At 68.6% G+C, this 23176-nt stretch carries 21 protein-coding genes; 14 read left to right on the top strand and 7 right to left on the bottom strand.

Annotation, left to right across the window (positions count from 1 at the left end; genetic code table 11):
• Positions 1-8 precede the first annotated feature (8 nt).
• Positions 9-1991, bottom strand: a complete 1983-nt coding sequence (locus tag H4F99_RS09815; protein ID WP_182669556.1) for a UvrD-helicase domain-containing protein — start codon at positions 1989-1991, stop codon at positions 9-11.
• A gap of 76 nt (positions 1992-2067) precedes the next feature.
• Between H4F99_RS09815 and H4F99_RS09810 the strand changes: the two genes are divergently transcribed.
• From H4F99_RS09810 to H4F99_RS09785, 6 genes are all read left to right on the top strand, one after another.
• Positions 2068-2949 (top strand): methylglyoxal synthase, encoded by an 882-nt coding sequence (locus tag H4F99_RS09810; protein ID WP_182669555.1) that lies wholly within the window; start codon positions 2068-2070, stop codon positions 2947-2949.
• Positions 2950-2994: 45 nt separating this feature from the next.
• Entirely contained in the window at positions 2995-3615 is a 621-nt protein-coding gene (locus tag H4F99_RS09805) for a thymidine kinase (protein WP_182669554.1), read from the top strand.
• Positions 3616-3692: 77 nt separating this feature from the next.
• Entirely contained in the window at positions 3693-3929 is a 237-nt protein-coding gene (locus tag H4F99_RS09800) for a ribbon-helix-helix domain-containing protein (protein ID WP_182669553.1), read from the top strand.
• A complete protein-coding gene (locus H4F99_RS09795) occupies positions 3916-4257 on the top strand; it encodes a type II toxin-antitoxin system PemK/MazF family toxin (protein WP_182669552.1) in 342 nt (113 codons plus the stop codon). Before H4F99_RS09800 ends, H4F99_RS09795 begins: the two co-directional genes overlap by 14 nt.
• Positions 4258-4347: 90 nt before the next feature.
• Positions 4348-4731 carry a GFA family protein gene (locus H4F99_RS09790; protein WP_182669551.1) on the top strand — a complete coding sequence of 128 codons (384 nt, stop codon included), beginning with the start codon at positions 4348-4350 and terminating at the stop codon, positions 4729-4731.
• Positions 4732-5566: 835 nt separating this feature from the next.
• Entirely contained in the window at positions 5567-6148 is a 582-nt protein-coding gene (locus H4F99_RS09785) for a hypothetical protein (protein ID WP_182669550.1), read from the top strand.
• A 493-nt stretch (positions 6149-6641) separates the two neighbouring features.
• Here H4F99_RS09785 and H4F99_RS09780 read toward each other — a convergent pair whose 3' ends face one another.
• The 3 genes from H4F99_RS09780 to mutM form a co-directional block, all read right to left on the bottom strand.
• A complete protein-coding gene (locus H4F99_RS09780; protein ID WP_182669549.1) occupies positions 6642-9473 on the bottom strand; it encodes a serine/threonine-protein kinase in 2832 nt (943 codons plus the stop codon).
• A 25-nt stretch (positions 9474-9498) separates the two neighbouring features.
• Positions 9499-10080, bottom strand: coding sequence for an ECF-type sigma factor (locus H4F99_RS09775; RefSeq protein ID WP_182669548.1), 582 nt, complete (start codon positions 10078-10080; stop codon positions 9499-9501).
• Positions 10081-10178: 98 nt separating this feature from the next.
• Complete coding sequence (mutM, locus tag H4F99_RS09770; protein ID WP_182669547.1) at positions 10179-10991, bottom strand: bifunctional DNA-formamidopyrimidine glycosylase/DNA-(apurinic or apyrimidinic site) lyase; 813 nt, start codon at positions 10989-10991, stop codon at positions 10179-10181.
• 238 nt (positions 10992-11229) lie between these two features.
• Between mutM and H4F99_RS09765 the strand changes: the two genes are divergently transcribed.
• Together H4F99_RS09765 and H4F99_RS09760 are read left to right on the top strand one after the other, a co-directional pair.
• Complete coding sequence (locus H4F99_RS09765; RefSeq protein ID WP_182669546.1) at positions 11230-12414, top strand: DesA family fatty acid desaturase; 1185 nt, start codon at positions 11230-11232, stop codon at positions 12412-12414.
• Between the two features lie 85 nt (positions 12415-12499).
• Entirely contained in the window at positions 12500-12841 is a 342-nt protein-coding gene (locus tag H4F99_RS09760; RefSeq protein WP_182669545.1) for an EF-hand domain-containing protein, read from the top strand.
• Positions 12842-13157: 316 nt separating this feature from the next.
• Here H4F99_RS09760 and H4F99_RS09755 read toward each other — a convergent pair whose 3' ends face one another.
• From H4F99_RS09755 to H4F99_RS09745, 3 genes are read right to left on the bottom strand one after another with little or no spacing between them, the layout of a single operon-like run.
• Complete coding sequence (locus H4F99_RS09755; protein WP_182669544.1) at positions 13158-14873, bottom strand: sodium:solute symporter family protein; 1716 nt, start codon at positions 14871-14873, stop codon at positions 13158-13160.
• A 9-nt stretch (positions 14874-14882) separates the two neighbouring features.
• Positions 14883-15146 carry a DUF4212 domain-containing protein gene (locus H4F99_RS09750; RefSeq protein ID WP_182669543.1) on the bottom strand — a complete coding sequence of 88 codons (264 nt, stop codon included), beginning with the start codon at positions 15144-15146 and terminating at the stop codon, positions 14883-14885.
• 19 nt (positions 15147-15165) lie between these two features.
• Complete coding sequence (locus tag H4F99_RS09745; protein WP_220481113.1) at positions 15166-16569, bottom strand: DcaP family trimeric outer membrane transporter; 1404 nt, start codon at positions 16567-16569, stop codon at positions 15166-15168.
• Positions 16570-16806: 237 nt separating this feature from the next.
• On the opposite strand from H4F99_RS09745, the gene acs reads away from it, so the two are divergent.
• The 6 genes from acs to H4F99_RS09715 all read left to right on the top strand — a co-directional run bounded on the left by acs (position 16807) and on the right by H4F99_RS09715 (position 23174).
• Positions 16807-18759, top strand: coding sequence for an acetate--CoA ligase (gene acs, locus H4F99_RS09740; protein WP_246371677.1), 1953 nt, complete (start codon positions 16807-16809; stop codon positions 18757-18759).
• A 127-nt stretch (positions 18760-18886) separates the two neighbouring features.
• Positions 18887-19555 (top strand): response regulator transcription factor, encoded by a 669-nt coding sequence (locus tag H4F99_RS09735; protein WP_182669677.1) that lies wholly within the window; start codon positions 18887-18889, stop codon positions 19553-19555.
• Complete coding sequence (locus tag H4F99_RS09730) at positions 19552-20100, top strand: GNAT family N-acetyltransferase (RefSeq protein WP_182669676.1); 549 nt, start codon at positions 19552-19554, stop codon at positions 20098-20100. Before H4F99_RS09735 ends, H4F99_RS09730 begins: the two co-directional genes overlap by 4 nt.
• A gap of 67 nt (positions 20101-20167) precedes the next feature.
• Entirely contained in the window at positions 20168-20989 is an 822-nt protein-coding gene (locus tag H4F99_RS09725) for an SAM-dependent methyltransferase (protein WP_182669541.1), read from the top strand.
• Positions 20990-21022: 33 nt separating this feature from the next.
• A complete protein-coding gene (locus H4F99_RS09720) occupies positions 21023-21301 on the top strand; it encodes a hypothetical protein (RefSeq protein WP_182669540.1) in 279 nt (92 codons plus the stop codon).
• A 106-nt stretch (positions 21302-21407) separates the two neighbouring features.
• Positions 21408-23174 carry a GGDEF domain-containing protein gene (locus tag H4F99_RS09715; protein WP_182669539.1) on the top strand — a complete coding sequence of 589 codons (1767 nt, stop codon included), beginning with the start codon at positions 21408-21410 and terminating at the stop codon, positions 23172-23174.
• The last annotated feature ends 2 nt before the right edge of the window (positions 23175-23176 follow it).

Below are 23176 nucleotides of genomic sequence, written 5' to 3'. Positions count from 1 at the left end.
CGCGCCGCTCAGCCCTCGTCCAGCAGCGCGCGGATCGCCGCCAGCCCGGCCTGTGCGCGCTCCTGCTTGCGCACGGCGTCCGCCTCGGGATCGGCGCCATCGCGCTGGATCTCGGCACTGGGCAACTCGTCGAAGAAGCGGCTGGGCCTGAGCCGGATGCGGTCGCCCCAGCGCTGGGTCTCCCGGCTGTGCGACAGCCACAGCTGTTCCTTCGCACGGGTGATGCCCACGTAGAGCAGGCGGCGCTCTTCTTCCAGGCTGCCCTCTTCCACCGCGACCTCGTGCGGCAGGGTGCCGTCGTCCATGCCGACGATGAAGACGTAGCGGAACTCCAGCCCCTTCGCCGCGTGCAGGCTCATCAGCCGCACCTGGTTGCCCGCCTCGCCCTTGTCGGCGTGCGACAGCAGGGCGAGCTGCGCGGCGAGTTCACCGGGGCCGCTGGCCTTGCCGCCTTCGAACCAGTCCGCCAGCTCTTCCAGGTTCACCTTGCGGCGCTGGAAGGTCGCCTCGTCCTTGCACTGCGCACGGATCGAGGCGAGCAGCCCGCTCTTCTCGGCCAGCACGCGCACCAGCTCGGACGGCGGCAGGCGCTGGGCGTCGGCACGCAGCGAGCGGACGATGCCGACGAAGCCATCCAGCGCGTTGCCCGCGCGCGGCGCCAGCTGCTTGAGCACGCCGACCGACTCGGCGGCGCGCGACATCGGCATGTGCACCTTCTGCGCCATCTCGGCCAGCTTGGCCAGCGTGGTGGCACCGACCTCGCGGCGCGGCGCCTGCACCGCGCGCAGGAAGGCCGCGTCGTCGTCCGGGTTGGCGACCAGGCGCAGCCAGGCCAGCGCGTCCTTGACCTCGCCCCGCTCCAGGAACGCGGTGCCGCCGGTCAGGTGGTAGGGCACGCGCAGCAGCTGCAGGGCCTTTTCCAGCGCGCGGCTCTGGTGGTTGCTGCGGAACAGGATGCAGAAGTCGCTCCACGGCGCCTGCTTCGCGGTGGCGATGAAGTGGATCTCGGCGGCGACCTTCTCCGCCTCGTGCGCGCCATCGCGGCATTCCCAGATGCGGATGCGCTCGCCGTCGGCGTTGTCGCTCCACAGGGTCTTGAGGTGCTCGTGTGGATTGTGCGCGATCAGCGCGTTGGCCGCGCGCAGCACGCGGTTGGAGCAGCGGTAGTTCTGCTCGAGCTTGACCACCTTCAGCGCCGGGTAGTCGGTGCCCAGCGACAGCAGGTTGTCCGGGTTGGCGCCGCGCCAGGCGTAGATCGACTGGTCGTCGTCGCCGACGCAGGTGAACAGCCCGGCCGGGCCGGCAATCGCCTTCAGCAACCGGTACTGGGCGTCGTTGGTGTCCTGGCACTCGTCGACCAGCAGGTAGCCGATGCGCTCGCGCCAGCCGAGGCGGGCGTCCTCGTCGTTCTCCAGCAGTTCCACGGGCAGGCGGATCAGGTCGTCGAAGTCGACGGCGTTGAAGGTCGTCAGCCGCGCCTGGTAGCGCGCGTACAGCTGCGCCGCCTCGACCTCGCGCGGGCTGCGCGCGACCGCCAGCGCCTGTTCGGGCGACAGACCGGCGTTCTTGGCGCGCGAGACCAGGTTGCGGGCGTTGTCCAGCACGTCCGGCTTGCTGCCGGGCGGCAGCAGGTCCTTGAGCTGGGCGGCGGTGTCGTCGGCATCGAAGACGGAGAAGCCGCGGCGCAGCCCGACCTTGGCATGGTCGATCTGCAGCATCCGCAGGCCGAGCGCGTGGAAGGTGCAGACGGTCAGGCCCTCGGCAGCGTCGCCCTTGATGCGCTTGGCGACACGCTCCTTCATCTCCTTGGCGGACTTGTTGGTGAAGGTGATCGCGGCGATGCGCCGTGCGGGCATGCGGCCGCTGGCGATCAGGTGGGCGATCTTTTCGACGATGACGCGGGTCTTGCCGCTGCCGGCGCCGGCGAGCACGAGCAGGGGGCCGTCGGTGTGGAGGACGGCGGCGCGCTGGGGGGGGTTGAGGCCGTGCATGCGGGACTTCCTGGAGCGGCGGACAGTGTAGCGGGTGGGCCCGTACACTGGCCCCACCCCACTGTCGGAACCGCCCATGCGCATCGGCCTGGCCGCCAACCGCCTGCACCACGCCACCGAGGACGCCGCCCTGTTCAGATGGCTGCGCGCTTGCGAGTCGGGCATCCGCGACCTGCAGCTGGACCTGCATGCGGTCGGGCGGACGCACGATGCGATCGTCGCCGCCGGCATGCTGGGCGGGTATCGCGGGCTGAAGCGTTACCCGTATGGCCGCGAAGGCGGGCTGATGAAGCTGGTCGCCGAGGTGGTCGGGCTGGAGGAGGACACGCGACGGCTGGACGGTGCGATCTACCTGATCGACCCGGTCGACCCCTCCTCGACCTTCCCCGAGGCGGTGGCGCTGAAGCGGCAGTGCGTGATCCACGGCAAGCCCTTCATTTCCACCGTGGCCTCGGCGCGCGACTGGATCGAACAGGAGCGGGTGCTGGCGGGGCTGGAGCCGGACCCGGCGGCCGACCGCTTCTTCAGTCCGGAAGGGCAGACGCTGGCGCTGATCGCGCATGACGCGATGAAGGCGGCCATGCTGGCCTTCGCCGGCGAGCACTTCGACCTGCTGTCGCGGTTCGCGCGCCGGGTCGGCACCGGTACCACCGGACAACGCCTCAACGAGCTGGCCTGGAGCCGCGGCTGGCCCGCCGACACCCCGTGGGTGCATCGCTACGAGAGCGGCCCGCTGGGCGGCGACGCGCAGATCGCCGACCGCGTGCTGGAGAAGCGCTGCCAGCGCGTGGTGTTCTTCGAGGACCCGCACGTCGCGCGCCAGCACGAGGCCGACATCCAGCTGCTCGAACGCGCGGTCACCACCGTCACCGACGACGCCGTGTGCACCACGTCGCCGGCGATGGCGCAGCGCTGGGCCGAAGGCATGGCGGCGCGCGCGCGGCGCCGCACGGCCTGAGCCGGCGCGGTGACGGCGGGCGGTGGCCCGCCCTACACTGCCGCCATGGCCAAGCTGTACTTCTACTACTCGGCGATGAACGCCGGTAAGACCACCACCCTGCTGCAGTCCGCGCACAACTACCGCGAGCGCGGCATGCGCGTGGCGATCCTCACGCCGCGCCTGGACGACCGCGCCGGCGAAGGGCGGGTGGCCTCGCGGATCGGGCTGGCCGCCGACGCGCTCGCCTTCGGCCCGCGCGACGACCTGCTCGAACGCGTGCGCAGCGACATCGACACGCACGGCCGCCTGCATTGCGTGCTGGTCGACGAAGCGCAGTTCCTGACCCGCGCGCAGGTCTGGCAACTGAGCGAAGTGGTCGACGCGCTGGGCATCCCGGTGCTGTGCTACGGCCTGCGCACCGACTTCCGCGGCGAACTGTTCGAAGGCAGCATGCACCTGCTCGCCTGGGCCGACGAACTCAGCGAGATCAAGACCATCTGCCACACCGGCAGCAAGGCGACCATGACCGTGCGCGTCGACACCGCCGGCCGCGCGGTGCAGGACGGCCCGCAGGTCGAAATCGGCGGCAACGACCGCTACGTGTCGGTGTCGCGCGCCGAGTACAAGCGCGTCATGCGCGGCGAAGGCACCATCGAACCCGCGCAGCCGCCGCTGCTGCTGTAGCCCGGGGGCGCGGGGCAGCACGCCTTGATCCAGCACCGGGCGTTGCGATGTTCATACCATGGTGATACCGTTCGGCCATGAAAGTCGCCATCTCGCTCCCGGACCCGGTCTTCGCCGCTGCGGAGAAGCTTGCCCATCGCCTGCGCGTGTCCCGCAGTCAGCTCTACGCGCAGGCTCTCGAGGAATACCTTGGCAAGCGGCAGGATGCGCTCGTGACCGAGCGACTCAACGCCGTATATGCCGGGGAGCAGGAGCCTGTCGATCCCGCCCTGGCCGCTGCCCAGCTTGGAGCTGTCGGCCATGAAGCGTGGTGAGGTCTGGTGGGCCAGTCTGCCCAACCCCATGGGTTCGGGTCCTGGATACAAGCGTCCAGTTCTTGTCGTCCAGTCCAACCCATTCAATGCCAGCCGGATCAGCACCGTGGTCGTCGCAGCGATCACGTCCAACCTGGCACTGGCAGAAGCCCCGGGCAACGTGCGCGTTGCCAAGTCGGACTCCGGCCTCCCCCAGCCTTCCGTCGTAAACGTGTCGCAGCTGATCACGCTGGATCGGTCAGTCCTCACCCACAAGGTCAAATCATTGGCGGGTGCCGCGATGGACAAAGTGGACAGCGGCTTGAAGCTTGTCCTCGGGCTTCAGTGAGCCGCCCATGACGCACCAGCCAAGCAGAAGCCGCCCCGTGGCCCGGCCTGACTGATGCGGCAGGCCGAACCAGACCTGGCGGTGTTGCCGATGGACGAGAGTCAGCCCCCCGCATCCCTGCACGGCGCCTGCCATTGCGGCGCCGTGCGCCTCACGCTGCCGGCAGCGCCCGACACCGCGACCTCCTGCAACTGCTCCTGGTGCCGGCGCACCGGCGGCATCTGGGCCTACTTCGAACTCGGCACCGTCCTCATCCAGGGCCACCCGGAGCACACCGAAAGCTACGTCTGGGGCGACCGGACCCTCCGGAACGTCCGCTGCCGGACCTGCGGGATCATCACTCACTGGGAGCCCCTCGACGCCACCCCCGGCGCCCGCCACGGCGTGAACCTCCGCAACTTCGAACCGGCGCTGCTGGAGGCCGTCACCATCAGGCGCTTCGACGGCGCGGACAGCTGGACGTTTCTTGATTGAGGGCTGGGTGCCTAGCGGGTCTGACGCTCGAAAGCCCACATATGCCGCGTGACATCTCACTGGCAGCGAAATCGCTTAGAGCGCCGGGCTGGTGCCCGTCGTCACTACGGGCCCGAAAGCCTTGGTGCGATCCGAGTCAGCGTGCCCTGCGATCAGAGCCCCTGTGTGCATATGATTCGATCACGGAGGCGCCAGGACCTGACCACTTGCCATACGGACGGGCAGCTTCCGACCCAAAGCGGACGCTCGGCGTCCGAACTGGGGTGTCACCCGTAAAGTTCGAACGGCGCTACGCGCAAAGCGGCAACCGAGTGTCTACGGAACTCTGGTCGGTCCAGGTGTAGGAAGCTACGATCTGCCAGTAGCTTGATCGTGATTGTGCCAAGGAAGGCGCGATCTCATGGGCGCGTTCAATGAGGAGAAGGTAATCTATGGGCCGCGTACAGCCGTTTGAGTTGAGCGACCTTCGCGCATTGGGCGACAAGGGGCGCTTAACCACTGGGCATCGTAGTCTTCAGTGAGGCGCTACCTGGCGTTCCTTACCGTCGGTGTGGCGACAGCTTTCGCATCGGGGTGCATCTCCATGCCACCCCGAGTTTTGGAACAGGTAGCCGAACAAGGCGCCGTCGCCACTAGCAAGAAGTCTATCGGACCGCTTGCATACATCGAGACCTACTCTGTCTTGCCTGGCCCGGGGCACCGAAGCTGGTCGGGTACTCGCACCCTTGAGTGCTTCGCCCAGAATGCAGCGTTTGAACTATCTTGGATAGAAAGCGACGTCCCTACCGAAACTGCGACGCAGGCCTGTCGACACGGCGCGAGCACGTTGTCATACATGGCGGACGTCACTGGGATCACCAGAGAAGCAATTTCGCCACGCATGCGTCTAGCGCCGGGCGGATGGGGCTTCGAGGTGCGTGATCTCTCACTAATTGCATGGAGGCCGATCCGTCCTTTGTATGCCAAAGGCTATCGCGAGAGCTCTATGCGATTGGATATCGAAAGAGCAGTAACGATAACGCTGGCACATGAATTTGTTCATCTGGCTATCGACTTAGCTGGATCTTCCATTAAGAAGACTGACGAAGAACGGTTGGCGCACACGGCTGGCTATTGCGCGGCCTGGAATGTCCTTGGGGGAATCGATCCCACGTGGTTGGCGATCGGTCGCGTACAAGACTCCAGTTCTTTGCCAGATGGCGTGCTCGCATCTAACTCAGCAGGCATCGACGTTGCGGCGCACATTTCAGATCTGCTGGAGGGGGTGGAAGGGAGCGATGAGTCACAGCGGGTTTCCCAATACTGTGAAGGGGAGCTTCGGGCATTGTGGAACTCTATGGGCAATCCTGCGACGTCTAGTGGGCATCCGAAGCAAGGGTCGACAATAGTGGATCGGCCGGAGTTCCGTAGACGCTGAGCGTCTGCTCTTGGCCGATTTCAGCCGGTAGGAGGTGACTGGCTCTTCGAGATGCTCTCCGGAACGCATCGCCGCTGCAGGCAAGTGATCACCGCCCTGCACACAAAAAATCGGACACTCCCCCGCCTTCCACCTCACCCAGTGGAACTTTCGACCTCCCGAGCTCTACGGTTGGACCTCCAGGGGTCCAAGCTCCGACCTCCATAGCTCCAGCCTTCGAGCTCCAAGGGTCCAACGTTCGACCTCCTGGGGTCCAGCTTCCACCCCTTGAGCTCCAAGGTTCGACCTTCAGGGGTTCACGGTTCGACCTCTTGGGGTCCAGGCTTCGAGCTCTTGAGGTCCGAGCTTCGACCTTTAAAGGTCCAACCCTCGACCTCCCGAGGTCCAAGCTTCCACCTCCAGAGCTCCAGGGTTCGACCCCTCGGGCTCCACGCTTCGACCCCTGGAGATCCAACGCCCGACCTTTTGGGGTCGACGCCCCTGTTCCGCCGCGCTAACCCGCAACCGGGCTGGCCGGCAGGCAGGCCTGGCGGGCCAGGTCGACTTCGCGGCGGAGGGCGCTGCCGTCGCGCTGGCGGGAGGCGAGTTCGGTGTCGAGCTGTTCCAGCAGGGCGTCGCCGCCGGGGCCGTCGCCCGCGGCGCAACGGGCCTGGGCGGCGTACAGCGCGGCGCGCCATCCGAGGGCGCGTCGTGCCGGCCCCATGCCGGTTTCGCCGCGGGCCAGGGTCTGCAGGCGGGCCAGCGCGACCGGGTCGCCGGCCCGGGCTTCCCAGCGCCACAGGGCCACCTGGGTGCGCAGGCGTTCGAGCGCATCGTCCGGTTGCGGGCGGGTGTCGCCGAGCAGGCCGCGCAGGATGGCCAGGCCCGCGTCGCGTTCGCCCTGCGCGATCCGGATCTCGGCCGCCAGCCGGTCGATGGGCTCCAGCGTCGCGGTGCCGCCGGCCGCACCGGCGCGCAGTTTGCGCGCTTCCTCCAGCGGCGCCCGCGCGTCCCCGTCCCGGCCGGCCTGGTGCAGCAGGCGTGCCAGTTCCAACAGGGCATCGGCCAGGACGGCGGAACCGGCCGGGGCCTGTCCGGCATCCAGCCGCGCGGTCCGCACCGCTTCATGCATGTGGACCAGCGCCGCGGCCAGGTCGTTGCGCTCCCAGGCGATGCGCCCGAGCTGCAGGCGCACCGGGACCAGCGCCGCCTGGTCCGGCCCCTTCGCGGCCTCGCGCTGCTGGCGCACCTCCTCGAGCTGGCGGGCGGCATCGGCGAAGCGGCTGTCGTCGAGATACGCTCCGGCGAGGTCCTCGCGCAGGGCCAGGGTGGCGCCATCGGCCGGGCCGAGCGCCTGCATCGCCACCGGCAGGGTCGCGCGCAGGGTGTCGATGGCGGCATCGGTCCGGCCCTGCTGTCCCTGCAGGCGGGCGAGGCGGTGGCCGATCTCCACCCGCTGGCCGGGGCGCGTGGCGACCTGGTCGCGCAGTTGCCGCACGGCCTGGCCATAGCCCGCGACGGCCGCGTCGATGTCGCCGGCATCGGCCTGCAGTTCGGCGAGGTCCACGAGCGTCTGGACCATGCCGCCGGGGTCGCCGTCGACGCCCCGCCGGACCGCCAGCGCGCGTTCGTACATCTGCCGGGCGCCCTGCAGCGCCCCGGCGGCCTGGCGGCAACGCCCCAGCTCGGAATAGAAATCGGCCACCTGGTGCGGCAGGCGCGCCTGCTCGCGGCGGGCATCGGCCAGCGCCGGTTGAAGCAGGGCGCTGCAGGCGGCCGAGTCCCTGCTTTCGCGCGCGAGGCGCCCCTGCAGGGTCAGCGACTCCAGCTGCAGGCTGGCCGGGACATTCGGGGTCTGCGCCAGCAGGGCGGCCTGCTGCTCCAGCAGCCCGCGCGCGCGTTCGGTGTCGCCCAGTCCGAGCCGCAGGCGCGCGATGACCCCCAGCAGTTCGGCGCGCGCGCGCGGTTCCTGCGCGAGCTGCAGGTTGCCGCGCTCGACCGCGCCATCCAGCAGGCGGTCGACATCGAGCGGCTCGCCCTCGCGCACGCCGGCATCCTCGAACAGGCCGATCATGAAGTCCTGCATGGCCTGCGCGCGCGCCGCTTCGGCGACCGCCTGGCGCGCCTGCCACGCGACCAGCCCCAGCGACAGCGACAGCACCAGGGCGACGACGAGCCCGGTCGCCAGCGCCCAGCGGTGCCGGCCCACGTATTTGCGGAAGCGATAGCCCAGCCGCTGCGGCTGCGCGAGCACCGGCCGGCCGGCTTCGTAGCGGCCGACATCCTGCGAGAGGGCCTCCACCGAGGGATAGCGTTGCTCGGGCCGCTTGGCCAGCGCTTTCAGGACGATGTTGTCGAGGTCGCCGGCGAGGCGCCGGCTGTGCCGCCGGAGCGCCTGCCGCTCCCCGCCGGCCGACGTGTCCTGCAACACGCCCTGCGACGGCCGGACCGGGTCGGCGTTGAGGATCGCCTCCTCCCATTCGGCGTCGCTGTGGCGCTTGAGCCGATAGGGCTTGCGGTCGGCCAGCAGCTCGTAGAGCACCACGCCGAGGGAGTAGACGTCGGTCATCGTGGTGACCGGCTCGCCGAGGATCTGTTCCGGCGCGGCGTAGTGCAGGGTGAAGGCGCGCATGCCGGTGCCGGTCTGTTCGGGCGCGGGCGCCTCGCCGTCCAGCAGCTTGGCGATGCCGAAGTCGAGCAGGCGGACCTGGCCCGCCGGCGTCACCAGGATGTTCGACGGCTTCAGGTCGCGATGGACGATCAGGTTGGCATGGGCGTGGCTGACCGCATCGCAGACCTGCCGGAACATCTCCAGGCGCTGGTCCAGCGGGGTGCGGTGCTCGCGGCAGTAATCGGTGATCGGCGTGCCGTCGACGTATTCCAGCGCCAGGTAGGGCAGGCCCTCGGCGCTGACGCCGGCGTCGAGCAGGCGGGCGATGTTGGGATGCGCCAGCCGGGCGAGGATCTCCCGCTCGCGGGTGAAGCGCAGCCTGAGGTCCTGGCTCGTCAGTCCCGGCCGCAGCAGCTTCAGCGCGACCCGGCGCTGGTACAGGCCGTCGGCGCGCGAGGCCAGCCAGACCTGGCCCATGCCGCCCTCGCCGAGCAGGCTTTCCAGCCGGTAGGGCCCCACTTCCATGCCACTGGCCGGGCCGGCGGGCGGCACCACCAGCGGCTCCGAGAGGAAGTCGCTGTTGTCGTCCTCCAGCGCGATCAGCGCCTGCAGGTCGGTGGCCAGCGCGGGGTCTTCCTCGCGCAGTTCGGCCAGCCGCCGCGCGCGGGCCTCCGGTTCCAGTTCCAGCAGTTTGTCCAGCAGCGGCGACAGGCGTTGCCAGCGTTCGGCGTCCATCCGCCCCCCTCGCCGCGGTCGGCGCTCAGTCGTCCTTCAACGAGGCCAGCAGGAACATCCGGGCCTTCTGCCAGTCCCGGCGGATGCTGCGCTCGGAGCGGTCGAGCAGGCCCGCGATCTCCAGCTCGGAGAGGCCGCCGAAGTACCGCAGCTCCACCACCTGGGCGAGCCGTGCGTCGACATCGGCGAGGCGGGTCAGCGCGATGTCCAGGCCGAGCGTTTCCTCGTCCAGCCGCAGGCCGCCTTCGAGGTCTTCCGGCAGGTCGGTCACCCGGTGCAGGTCGCCACCGCGCTTCTGCGCCAGTCGCTGGCGCGCATAGTCCACGACCACGCTGCGCATGGCCGACGCGGCATAGGCGAAGAAATGCGCGCGGTCGTCGAACTGCGCTTCGCGCCGCCCGATCAGCTTGATGTAGGCCTCGTGGACCAGCGCGGTCGCGTCCAGGGTCTGGCCATGCTGGCCGGCCAGCTGGCGGCGCGCCATGCCATGCAGCTCCTGGTAGAGGGTGGCCAGGACGTTATCCAGCGCCGCGCGATCACCGCCGCGCGCGGCACCCAGCATCCGTGTGATGTCGGCGCGTTGCGCCGGGGTCTCGTCCTCGATCATGGGGCGACTATAGCGCGTTCACGCGGCCCCGGAGGGGGGCGGGATGGCATGGAAATTGCGGGTTCCGCGCGGGTCCGATCCGCCTGTTCCACGCCGTTTCAGCGCTGGCAGCGCGGGCACCACACGGTGGCGCGCTGGCCCACCGACGCATGCCGCAGGCGGCTGCCGCAGACGGTGCAGGCGCCGCCGGCGCGACCGTACACGGCCAGTTCCTGTTCGAAGTAGCCCGGGGCACCGTCCGGGCTGATGAAGTCGCGCAGGGTGGTGCCGCCCCGGGCGATGGCATGCGCGAGCACGCGCTTGACCTCGTCCGCCAGGCGTTCGTAACGGGCCCGGGACACCTTGCCCGCTTCGCGCAGCGGCGAGATGCCGGCGGCGAAGAGCGCCTCGGCGGCATAGATGTTGCCCACCCCCACGACCACCGCCTGGTCCATCAGGAAGGTCTTCACGGCCGCCTTGCGGCCCCGGCTGAGCGCGAACAGATGGGCACCGTCGAAGGCCGCGGACAGCGGCTCCGGTCCCAGCGTGGCCAGCAGCGGATGCAGCGCCCCCGGCGGCTGCCACAGCAGGCAGCCGAACCGGCGCGGGTCGTTGAAGCGCAGCACCCGCCCGTCGTCCAGGACGATGTCGACATGGTCGTGCGCCCGCACGGGGGTGTCTCCCGGCAGCACGCGCAGGCTTCCGGACATGCCCAGGTGGAGCAGGGCGCTCCCCGCGGCGGTGTCCAGCAACAGGTACTTGGCGCGCCGCCGGACGGCCGCGATCCGCTGTCCCGGCAGGGATGCCGCCACCTGCGGCGGAATGGGCCATCGCAGGTCGGGGCGGCGCAGGGTCACGGCCACCACGCGCCGGCCCTCCACGTGCGGCGCCAGGCCGGCACGGGTGGTTTCGACTTCGGGCAGCTCGGGCATCCGCGAAGGGTACTGGAAGGCGATCGCGGCCTGCACGGGCCGGGACCGGCGGGCGGCGGATCGGCTTGTGTTCCGCCCCGATGCGCCCCACGTCGTTACCTGTACACACCCTGCCCATACGGGCGCGAACGGACAGGTCCGGATGGCATGATGGCCCCGGGCGCATGCACCCGCGCCCGCTGTCCGGCCGCGCCGCGGCCGGCCTCGCCCAACAGGACCGCGGTCCCCGGAGTTTGAAATGCCCGCTTCACTGCTCGACTTCCTCGCCGGCGGACTGCTGCAGGCCGGTTTCGGCACGCTGGTGATCTACTTCCTGGTCGCCACCCAGCTCACCATCTTCTCGGTGACGCTGTACCTGCACCGCTCGATGGCGCACCGCTCGGTCGACTTCCATCCGGCCGTCGCCCACGTGTTCCGGTTCTGGAGCTGGCTGACCACCTCGATGATCACGCGCGAGTGGGCGGCGATCCATCGCAAGCACCACGCGAAGTGCGAGACCGAGGAAGACCCGCACAGCCCGCAGGTGAAGGGCATCAAGACCGTGTTCTGGCGTGGCGTCGAGCTCTACCGCGAAGCGCGCAGCGATCGCGAATCGATCGAGAAGTACGGCAAGGGCTGCCCCGACGACTGGATCGAGCGCCACCTCTACACCCCGCACGCGACGATGGGCCCCACCCTGCTGCTGTTCATCAGTTTCGCGCTGTTCGGCTTCGCCGGCGTGGCGATCTGGGCGCTGCAGATGGCGTGGATCCCGTTCTGGGCGGCAGGCGTGGTCAATGGCCTGGGCCACTGGTGGGGCTACCGCAACTTCGAGAGCGCGGACACCTCGACCAACCTGACCCCGTGGGGCGTGTGGATCGGCGGCGAGGAGCTGCACAACAACCACCACGCCTTCCCGAGCTCGGCGAAGTTCGCGCTGCGCCGCTTCGAGTTCGACATCGGCTGGGCCACCATCCGCGTGTTCGAGAAGCTGCGCCTGGCGAAGGTCCTGCGCGTGGCGCCCACCCTGGACGTGCGCCCGAACATCGCGATGCCCGACGGCGAGACCCTGAAGGCGCTGCTGGCGATCCGTTTCCAGGCGATGACCGACTTCTACCGCAACGTCACCCTGCCGACCCTGCGCGAAGGCCGCGACACGCTGCCGCGCCCCCTCCGCAAGGGACTGGCCGACGGCGGCCGCTGGCTGGACGACGGCAAGCGCGCACGCCTGCAGGCCTGGCTGGCCGAGCGGCCCAAGATGGCCACGCTGGCCGAGCATCGCCAACGCCTCGCGCAGGTGCTCGACGACCGCTCGCACGATGCCCAGGCCACGCTGCAGCGCCTGCACGCCTGGTGCGCGGACGCGGAAGCGAGCGGGATCCAGGCCCTCCAGGCGTTCTCGCATCGGCTCAAGGGCTACGCGCTGGCGCCCGCACGGCGCTGAACGCCACCTGATACGCTCCCGGGGCCCGCACGTGTTGCGGGCCTTTTTCATGCGCGCACGCGCTCCCGTGGGGTAGCCTGCCCGCATGCCACGCACACGCCTACTTCTTGCCACCCCGTTCCTGTTGCTGGCCGTCTGCGCCGCGCAGGCGCAGGTGCAGGCCACCAGTGACTACCTGCAGCGGATGGACACCGACGGCGATGGCCGGGTGTCCCTGGAGGAATACCAGGCGTGGATGAGTTACGCCTTCGAACGCATGGATGCGAACGGCGATGGCACGCTCACGCCGGACGAGTTGCCGGGCGGACGCGGCAAGCCGGTCAGCCTGGTCGAGCACCGCGCGAAGCTGGCCCGGACGTTCAACCGCCAGGACCAGGACCGCAACGGCTACCTCGACGCACGCGAGCTGTCCGCGCCGCCGCTCTGAGCGGCATCGGGAAGGCGCTTTTCCTGGGTGACGTGGAGTGGCTTCGGAAGGGGCGGCTTCGGAAGGAGTCGCCGCCCGCCGGGATGGGGGTTGCTACGCCCTCCTGACGACGTCCTGTCTTTAGGTCGGGTCGCCGGACGTCCTGTCCGGCTCTCCGCAACCCCCATCCCGTCGACCGGCGCCTTCCGCGACCGTGGAGTTCCGGGCTTCGGACGCTTTTGAAACGGCCACCGGCTTCGTCGCGAGTAGCCAAGAAAAAGCCCGCCATCAGGACGATGGCGGGCCGTGGAGAGAGCACGCGGCTCTGGAGAAAACGTCAGTGCGCGGTGGCCTGTCCCGCACCGCGCGGCACGCGGATCTCGTCGACCAGGTCCTGCACCTCCTGCGGCGGCGGCGGCGTCATGCGCGACACCACGAAGGAGATCACGAAGTTCAACAGCATGCCGATCACGCCGATGCCTTCCGGCGAAATCCCGAACAGCCAGTTCTCCGGGATGTTCTCCGCCATCGGCGCCATGAACACGCCCTTGAAGTACACGATGTAGCAGACCGTGAACGCCAGGCCGACCAGCATGCCCGACACCGCTCCCTGCATGTTCGTGCGCTTGTCGAAGATGCCGAGCACGATCGCCGGGAAGAACGAGGCGGCCGCCAGGCCGAACGCGAAGGCCACCACCTCGGCCACGAAGCCCGGTGGATAGATGCCCAGCAACCCGGCCACCACCACCGCCGCACCCGCCGCGATGCGTGCGTACATCAGCTCCTGTTTCTCCGTGATGTCCGGCATCAGCACCTTCTTCATCAGGTCATGCGAGATCGCCGCCGAGATCACCAGCAACAGGCCCGCCGCGGTGCTGAGCGCCGCCGCGAGACCGCCCGCCGCGACCAGTGCGATCACCCACGCCGGAAGGCGCGCGATCTCCGGGTTGGCGAGGACCATGATGTCGCGGTCGATCGTCATCTCGTTGCGGTCGTCCTTGGCGTAGAACATCCGGCCGTCGTTGTTCTTGTCTTCCCAGGTGATCAGCCCGGTCTTCTCCCAGTTCTTGATCCAGCTGGGCGCGGTCGCGTACTCGGTGCCCTGCATGTCCTGGCCGTTGATGGTCTGGATCATGTTGACGCGGGCGAAGCTCGCCACCGCCGGTGCGGTCGTGTACAGCAGCGCGATGAACAGGATCGCCCAGCCGGCCGAACGGCGCGCGTCGCGCACCTTCGGCACCGTGAAGAACCGGACGATCACGTGCGGCAGGCCCGCGGTGCCGACCATCAGCGCCAGGGTGATCGCGAAGACGTCGATGGTCGATTTGCTGCCCTCTGTATAGGGTGCGAATCCGAGCTCCGTACTCAACCCGTCGAGCTTGTCGAGCAAGTACATGCCCGAGCCATCCGCCAGCTCGCTGCCGAAGCCGATCTGCGGGATCACGTGGCCGGTCATCATCATCGAGATGAAGATCGCCGGCACCATGAACGCGAAGATCAGCACGCAATACTGCGCCACCTGCGTGTAGGTGATGCCCTTCATGCCGCCGAGCACGGCGTAGAAGAACACGATCGCCATGCCGATGATGACGCCGGTCGTGATGTCCACCTCGAGGAAGCGGCTGAACACGATGCCGACGCCGCGCATCTGCCCGGCGACGTAGGTGAAGGACACGAAGATCGCGCACACCACCGCGACCAGTCGCGCCACGTCGGAGTAGTAGCGGTCACCGACGAAGTCCGGCACGGTGAACTTGCCGAACTTGCGCAGGTACGGCGCCAGCAGCAGGGCCAGCAGCACGTAGCCGCCGGTCCAGCCCATCAGGTACACGGCGCCGTCGTAGCCCATGAACGAGATCAGGCCGGCCATCGAGATGAACGACGCGGCGCTCATCCAGTCGGCCGCGGTCGCCATGCCATTGGCGACCGGGTGGACGCCGCCACCGGCGACGTAGAACTCCTTGGTGCTCGCCACGCGGCTCCAGATCGCGATGCCGATGTACAGCGCGAAGCTGAGGCCGACGAGCAGGTAGGTCCAGGCTTGAACAGACATGGTCGCCCCTCAGTCTTCGTGCAGGTCGAGCTCGCGCTCGAGTCGGTTCATGCGCCACGCGTAATAGAACGTGATCAGCACGAATACGTAGATCGAGCCCTGCTGGGCGAAATAGAAGCCCAGCTTGAAGCCCATGAAGCGGATGTTGTTCAGGGCGTCCGCGAACAGGATCCCGGCGCCGAACGACACCAGCGCCCAGATGGCGAGCAGGATCGCCATCAGCCGCAGGTTCTTCCGCCAGTACTCCTTGGCGTTGATGTGCTTGCCAGACATGGTGCTGCCTCCCCGTTGCTCAGAAGCTGTACTTGACGGTGGTGTGGATGCGCTTGAGGTCGCCCTCGCGGTCGTCCTCGAGCATGCGTTCGCCGTAACTGAGCTCGGCGCCGATATCCAGCTTCGGGAACGGCGTGTAGATCAGGTTGGCGCGGATCGACTGCGAGCGTTCGGTGACGCCATAGCCGGTCAGGCTGGGGTCGTTGTCGTAGTGGGCGGCCGAGTAGATCAGGTTGCCGCGCAGGCTCGGGCTGAACACGTGCCGCCAGCCGGCGAACAGGCCATAGGCGGTGATCGGCTCGATGTCGCCATCGGCGTCGGCCACCACGTCGGCTCCCATGCCGAACGCCATGTAGCGGCCGATGCCCTGGCCGGCGTTGACCATGTAGCGGATGTCGTCGCTGGCGCCGAGGTTGAACTTGCCGGCGACGCTGACGGCACCGCCGCCCGCGGTCTCGTCGTCGTTCTTGAACTGGCGCAGCATGCCGGCGACGCTCAGATGGCCCCAGTCGCCCTTGGTGGTCCAGCGACCGGTCACGTCCGGGACGACGCCGTCGCCGGTGTTGCCGCGCGCGGTGCCCTGGTAGGCGTTGAGCAGGGTCTGCGGGTTCTCGGCCGAGAACGACCACGGGCCGTTGGTGTAGCGGATCTGGGCCTGGCGGACGAAGATCGTGCCGTCGGTGACGCCGAGGAAGTCCACCGTGTCGGGCAGCGACGCGGTGTCCTGGAAGTTGGTCCAGGTCTGGCCGGCCAGCCAGTTGTTCCAGGTCACGAAGGCATGGCGGATGGTGATGCCGTGCGTGTTGGTCGAGGTCTCGTTGCCGATGTTGTTGCTGCCGCCACCGAACAGGTCGGCCTCGATGTAGCCGCGGAACTTGTCGCCCTCGTCGCTGGTGTAGTCGGCCGCGAACCAGAAGCGCGAGAACTGCGCGGTGAAGTCGGTGTACGGGTCGCTGTCGGGCTCCGCGCCGTTGGCGGTGACCGGGATCGTGCTCGGCACGTAGAACAGGCGGCCGGCCGAACCGTCGACGATCTCGCCGTCGCTGGTGTCGGTGGTCATCGCGTCCAGCTTGATGAAACCGCCGTAGGAGAAGCGTGCGCCCTCCGGGCTGCCGGTCAGGATGGGCTGCGTCTGGATCGCCGGCGTGGCTTCCGCCTGCGCCGGGCTGGTCGCCGCGGGCGCGACGCCCACGGGCGCCACCGGTGCGGGCGTGGCGGTCGGCGCGGCCTGCTGTTCCACCAGCTGCTGGACCATGCGTTCGAGTTCGGCGACGCGCGCCTCCAGTTCGATCTCTTTCGCGGTCTGCGCCTGTGCGCCCAGCGGTAGCAACAGACCCAGGACGATGGCCGCGGCCAGCGGTCGCCGGCGGACCAATGCCGGCGAACCACCGGCACGACTGCACGATGCGTTGCGTATCGACATGATTCCCTCCCAGGAATGCCCGTGTCTGTGCACGGTGGAGGCAGCCTGCGCGCGCCGATTCAGGCGGAACCATTCGCCATTGGTCGTAAACAGCGGTGCACTGCCGCCACGGCGGTGATTTTTCGACCAAGGTCTAACGGAATCCATACCGGCGACGCGGAACGATGCGTCAAACTGCATGTCCGGCGGGACATTTACGCCGCACTGCAACACGAATTCACGCCAATGGAGCGCCGCATGAACCACCCCAATGCCCTGTATCCGGTCCCCGACGACTTCGCCGCGAACGCGCGGATCGGGCGGGATGACTATGCGCGCCTCTACGACGCCTCGGTGACCGACCCGGAGGCCTTCTGGAAGCAGGTCGCCCAGCGCCTCGACTGGTTCAAGGCGCCCACGAAGATCAAGGACGTGAGCTTCGCGGTCGAGGATTTCCACATCCGCTGGTACGAGGACGGTGAGCTCAATGCGAGCGTCAACTGCCTCGACCGCCACCTGGCCACGCGCGGCGACAAGACCGCGCTGATCTTCGAACCGGACCATCCGGACACGCCTTCGAAGCGCGTGAGCTACCGCGAACTGCATGCACGCGTGTGCCGCCTCGCCAATGCCCTGCGCGCGCTCGGCGTGCAGAAGGGCGACCGGGTCACGATCTACCTGCCGATGATCGTCGAGGCGGTCGTGGCGATGCTCGCCTGCGCACGCGTCGGCGCGGTGCACTCGGTGGTGTTCGGCGGCTTCGCGCCGAACTCGATCGCCGACCGCGTCGCGGACTGCGGCAGCAAGCTCGTCATCACCGCCGACGAAGGCCTGCGCGGCAGCAAGAAGATCCCGCTGAAGGCGAACGTCGACGAGGCCCTGAAGCTGCCGGGCACGAACTCGGTCGAGACCGTCCTCGTCGTGCGCCACACCGGCGGCGCGGTCGACATGCAGATGCCGCGCGACCGCTGGTACGACGCGGTGGTCGAGGGCCAGCCCGACACCTGCGAACCCGAACGGATGAATGCCGAGGACCCGCTCTTCATCCTCTACACCTCCGGCAGCACCGGCAAGCCGAAGGGCGTGCTGCACACCACCGGCGGCTACCTCGCCTACGCCAGCTACACCCACGAGTGCGTGTTCGACCTGCGCGAGGACGACGTGTACTGGTGCACGGCCGACGTCGGCTGGGTCACCGGGCACAGCTACATCGTCTACGGGCCGCTGGCGAACGGCGCGACCGCGGTGGTGTTCGAAGGCGTGCCGAACTACCCCACCGTCTCGCGCTTCTGGGAGGTGATCGACAAGCACCAGGTCACCCTGTTCTACACCGCGCCGACCGCGATCCGCGCCCTGATGCGCGATGGCGACGAGCCGGTGAAGCGCACCTCGCGTGCCTCGCTGCGCCTGCTGGGCACGGTCGGCGAGCCGATCAATCCCGAGGCCTGGCGCTGGTACTACGAGACCGTGGGCGACAGCCGCTGCCCGGTGGTCGACACCTGGTGGCAGACCGAGACCGGCGGCATCCTGATCTCGCCGCTGCCCGGCGCGATCGACGCCAAGCCCGGTTCGGCGACGAAGCCCTTCTTCGGCGTGCAGCCGGCGCTGGTCGACGCCAACGGCGCCTTCCTCGAGGGCGAGGCCGAAGGCAACCTGGTCCTGCTCGATTCCTGGCCGGGCCAGATGCGCACGGTGTACGGCGACCACCAACGCTTCATCGACACCTACTTCAAGGCCTATCCGGGCATGTACTTCACCGGCGACGGCTGCCGTCGCGATGCCGACGGCTACTACTGGATCACCGGGCGCGTCGACGATGTGATCAACGTCAGCGGCCACCGCATCGGCACCGCCGAGGTGGAGAGCGCGCTGGTCAGCCACCCGAAGGTCGCCGAAGCGGCGGTGGTCGGCTTCCCGCACGACCTCAAGGGCCAGGGCATCTACGCGTACGTCACCCTGATCGCCGGCGAGGCCAGCAGCGAAGAACTGCGCAAGGAACTCGTCGCGCACGTGCGCAAGGAGATCGGCCCGATCGCCACGCCGGACCACCTGCAGTGGGCACCCGGCCTGCCGAAGACGCGTTCGGGCAAGATCATGCGCCGCATCCTGCGCAAGATCGCCGAGAATGCGCCCGACCAGCTCGGCGATACCTCGACCCTGGCGGATCCGTCGGTGGTCGATTCGCTGGTCAAGGAACGCCGCGACGCCTGACCGTATTGGCCCCGACGGGGCCACCCGGCGGTGCCGTTGAATGCCGGCACCGCCGCCCCCACCCCCACGGACCCCGCGATCGCGGGGTATGTTGTCGCTTCCAAGGCCCCCGATGCCCAGCCCCCCCATGCCCACCGTCATCGTCGCCGACGATCATCCGCTGTTCCGCGAAGCCCTCCGCGGCGCCGTCGCGCGCGTGCTGCCCGACGCCCGCCTGCGCGAGGCCGACGGCGTCGACTCGCTCTACGCCCTGGTCGAGGACGAGCCCGACGCCGACCTGCTCCTGCTCGACCTCAACATGCCCGGCGCCCAGGGCTTCAGCGCCCTCGTCCACCTGCGCGCGTTGCACCCGCAACTGCCGATCGTCGTGGTCTCCGCGCGGGAAGAGCCCGCGGTCATGCGCCGCGCGCTCGACCACGGCGCGGTCGGCTTCATTCCCAAGTCCGCCGATGCCGGCACCCTGGGCGAGGCGATCACCGCCGTGCTCGACGGCGACCGCTGGGCGCCCGAGGCCGCGCTGTCCGCCGCCCCCGCCGACGAGGCCGAGCACGATGCCGCCCAGCGCCTGCGCGACCTGACCCCCCAGCAGTTCCGCGTGCTGCAGATGCTGGGCGCGGGACTACTGAACAAGCAGATCGCCTACGACCTCGGCGTGTCCGAAGCGACGATCAAGGCGCATGTCACCGCGATCCTGCGCAAGCTCGGCGCCAACAACCGCACCCAGGCCGTGCTGATCGCCGGCCGCCTCGCGGTCGACCCGGGCGCGATCACGCCGCCGCCGGAGGAGCTGGACTGACGCCGGGCGCGGCTCCCGGCGAAACGCTCGAGACGGGGCGACTTCGCCTGGAACTCCTTCGTCCGGACGATCCCGACGACGAAGCGCTCTATCTCACGCTGTACACCAGCGCGGAGGTCATGGCCCGGATCGCGCCCCCCTTGGACGAAGGCAGTGCCCGGCGCGCGTTCGGCCGCGTCGCCCGCTTCAACGGCACGGACCGGCCAGGCCACAGGCACTGGTCGGTCCGTGCGCGCGACAGTGGCGATCGCATCGGCATCGTCGGTCTCTTGCGTACGGGCGCGGACGTGGAGCTGGGCGGGCTTCTGCTGCCGGAGTGGTGGAACCGGCGCGTCTCCCGCGAGGCATACGGGCGAGTGATCCAGCATGCCTTCGAGACGCCCGGGATCGACCTGGTCTTCGGCGAACGGCCAGACGACGACCATGCCCGGATCATCGACCGCCTGTTCGCGCCGCTCGGCTTGGCCCGCGTCACGGGGAAAGCACGTGCGCCCGACGCATGCCGTTGGGAGCTGTCGCGCTGGAAGTGGGCCGCACGTCCTTGACTGCCGGCATTTCCATCTGCGGGGTGACAGGGTATCGTCGTGGTCTGCCGTCGGGGAGCGAGGGAGCATGGCCGCGTCAGCGGATGGATCGGGCGGAAGGCTGGCCTGTGTCGGACTGGGGATGATGCTCGGCGCCCATATCGGGCCCCGTGCACGCAGCCATGTCGAACAGGCAAACGTCGTTTTCGCCGCCGTCTCCGACCCCCTCGTCGAACAGTGGCTGCAAGGCATGAACGACGATGTTCGCAGCCTGCAGGTGTACTACGCCGAAGGCAAGCCGCGACGGGAGACCTACCGGCAGATGGTCGAGGCCATGCTTGAGCCGGTCCGCGCTGGCCGGTTCGTTTGCGGTGCCTTTTATGGCCACCCGGGCGTTTTCGCGCGCGCGCCGCACGAGGCGATCGCCCAGGCACGAGCCGAAGGCTTCATCGCGTACATGGAACCGGGCGTGTCCGCCGAGGCTTGCCTCTACGCGGACCTCGGCATCGATCCAGGTCGCTTCGGCTGCCAGCACCACGAAGCCAGTCAACTCTTGCTTTACCGCCGTCGCCTCGATCCGTCCGCGCACCTCGTCGTGTGGCAGGCGGGCTGGGTGGGTGACCGCCAATGCCTGCGGTTCTCGACGGGTCCGGCCCAGCGCGCACTTCTGGTCGAGCGCTTGCGCGAGGACTATCCGGCAGACCACGAAATCATCGTCTACGAAGCCGCGACCCTGCCGGTCGGATCACCCCGCATCGAGCGCCTCCGCCTGGACCGGCTGGAGGCAGCGGTGTTGAATCCGCACAGTACGCTTGTGCTGCCGCCTGCCATTGCGTTGCAACCTGATCTTTCGATGCAGGCACGCATCGACGCCCTCGCACGCTCGGAGGCCATCCCGGCCGCCGTGTGACACCCACCACTGGAGAGAACAAGGAGCTGTCTGATGTCGAACATCGTGGAATTCCTGGAGTCCCTGGGCCGTAACCCCGCACTGGCATCCAGCGTGGATGTCGAGGCGGCGGCATGCGCTGCAGGACTGGACCCGGAGACGGCCAAGGCCGTCGCAACCGGAGAAGCCAATGCGATCGCGCGCCTGTCGGCTGCGCCTCCCATCGTCTTCTGCGGCCTGTTCTCACCCGAAGAAGACGCACCTGCCCGCGAAGACGAGCCCGCCGAGCCCGACGAGGCACCGGACGAGGAGAAGGCATCGATCGCGGCCTGATCGCCACGTTCGACCGGTTGTATGGGCCCCGCCCCCGCCACCACCGGATGCATTCCGGTGGTGGCACAAAGCCCGACCAGCATGCCTGGATTCAAGAACACGCGTGATGCTGATCCGCCCCTCGCTACAACTCGCCGTGTTGCTCGCCGTGGCCGCCAGCCCGTTTCCGCTGTTTGGCCAACAGGACCTGGCCGGACGGATTGCCGAGATCGATGCTGTGCGCAGCTCGGATCCACAGGCGTTCGTCATCGCACTGGAACAGCTCGAGCAATCGATGGCGGGTGCTTCGCTCAAGGACCGGCAGCACATCGAGCTGCTCCGGGCCTACCGTGAAGGATTCAGCGGTCGCGTCGACGAATCGATCAGGATTGCGGAGGGCTTGCATTCCAGCGCGGTGGACCCGCGGATCAGGCTTCGCGCCTCGCTCCTGATCGCCAACACCTCTGCCGCGACCCGCGGCTTCGCATCAGGCCTTGAGCATCTCGGCGCAGCCTTGTCGATCCTCGAGACCGAGACACTGGGTGTCGAAGAGCAAAGCAACGTATTGGCCGTTGCGACGCTGCTGTACAACCAGTTGGAGAAGCCCGAACTGGGCCTCCAGTACGCTGATCGATTGCTTGCGCTCGACATCGATGACCGGACGCGCTGCATCGGGATGCAGCAGCGCCTATCCGCGCTGCAAGCGCTCGGCCGCTGGTCGCGTGAGCGCGAGGAGTTCGATGCGGCCCTTCACCTGTGCCAGGAGATCGGCGAACAGGTGTTCGCGGGCTTCCTGCACCTCGACGCGGCGCGCCAGCTGGTAAGCGATGGAAGGCCTGCCGCGGCGGAAGCGCTGCTTGAATCCGAGCTCGAGCGAGCTCGTTCAGCCGGGTACCCGCGCCTGATCAGCGAGTTCCACTCGATGCTTGCCGCGTCCCGGCTCCAAGCGGGCGAGCTTGAGGCGGCGCGCGGACACGCGCGCGCCGCCATCGACGTCGATGCCGCGAGCAGCGCATCGCTTCCACGCGTCCAGGCCTGGTGGGTACTGTACGAAGCCGCGTCCCAGAGCGGGGATACCGCGGCTGCGCTCGATTACCATCGCCGCTATGCGGAAGCAGACAAGGCCTACCTCGACGACGTAATGGTCCGGGAGCTGGCGTTCCAGCAGAGCCGCAACGAAGTTCGCCAGAAGGACCAGGCGATCGAGCTGCTGAGCAAGCAGAACGAGGTGCTCACACTGGAACAGGAAGTGGCTCGAAAGTCGGAGCAGAACACTCGCCTCGCCTTGGCGCTCCTGACCGTGGTGCTGGCGGCCATCGTCTTGTGGATCTACAAGATCAAACGGCTGCAGGGCAGGCTGCGTTCTCAGGCGCAGACCGACGACCTGACCCGGATCAGCAATCGCCGCCATTTCAGGGAGCGCGCCGAAGCGCTGCTGCGCGAGTGCACGAGCTCAGGGCGGGATGCGGCGCTGGTACTGTTCGACCTCGATCATTTCAAGGACGTGAACGATCACCACGGACATGCAACCGGCGATTGGCTGCTGGTCGAGGTGGCGAAAGTCTGCCGGCGCGTGTGCGGGGATGGCGACGTGTGCGGGCGGCTGGGCGGTGAAGAGTTTGGCCTGCTTTCGTGCGGAGGAGACGTCCATGCGGCGCGCCGGATCGCCGAGCGGCTGCAGCAGGGTCTTGCAGCGATCGACGGCAGCGCGATCGGCTATCGGGACGTGGTGACCGCTAGTTTCGGCTGCACCTCGGTGTCGCGCTCCGGACCCAAGTTCGAGCGCCTTTTCTCCGATGCCGACGCCGCCATGTATCGCGGCAAGCGTGAAGGACGCGACCGGGTCGAACTGCATCCCGGCGGCGCGGCTGGCATGGCGGCGGCGCCGGGCTGACA

Source organism: Marilutibacter penaei, from assembly GCF_014145395.1.
In the GTDB taxonomy this organism is placed as follows: domain Bacteria; phylum Pseudomonadota; class Gammaproteobacteria; order Xanthomonadales; family Xanthomonadaceae; genus Marilutibacter; species Marilutibacter penaei.
Note: the sequence above shows the minus strand (reverse complement) of the source record. Positions and strands in the feature narration are given on the sequence as shown.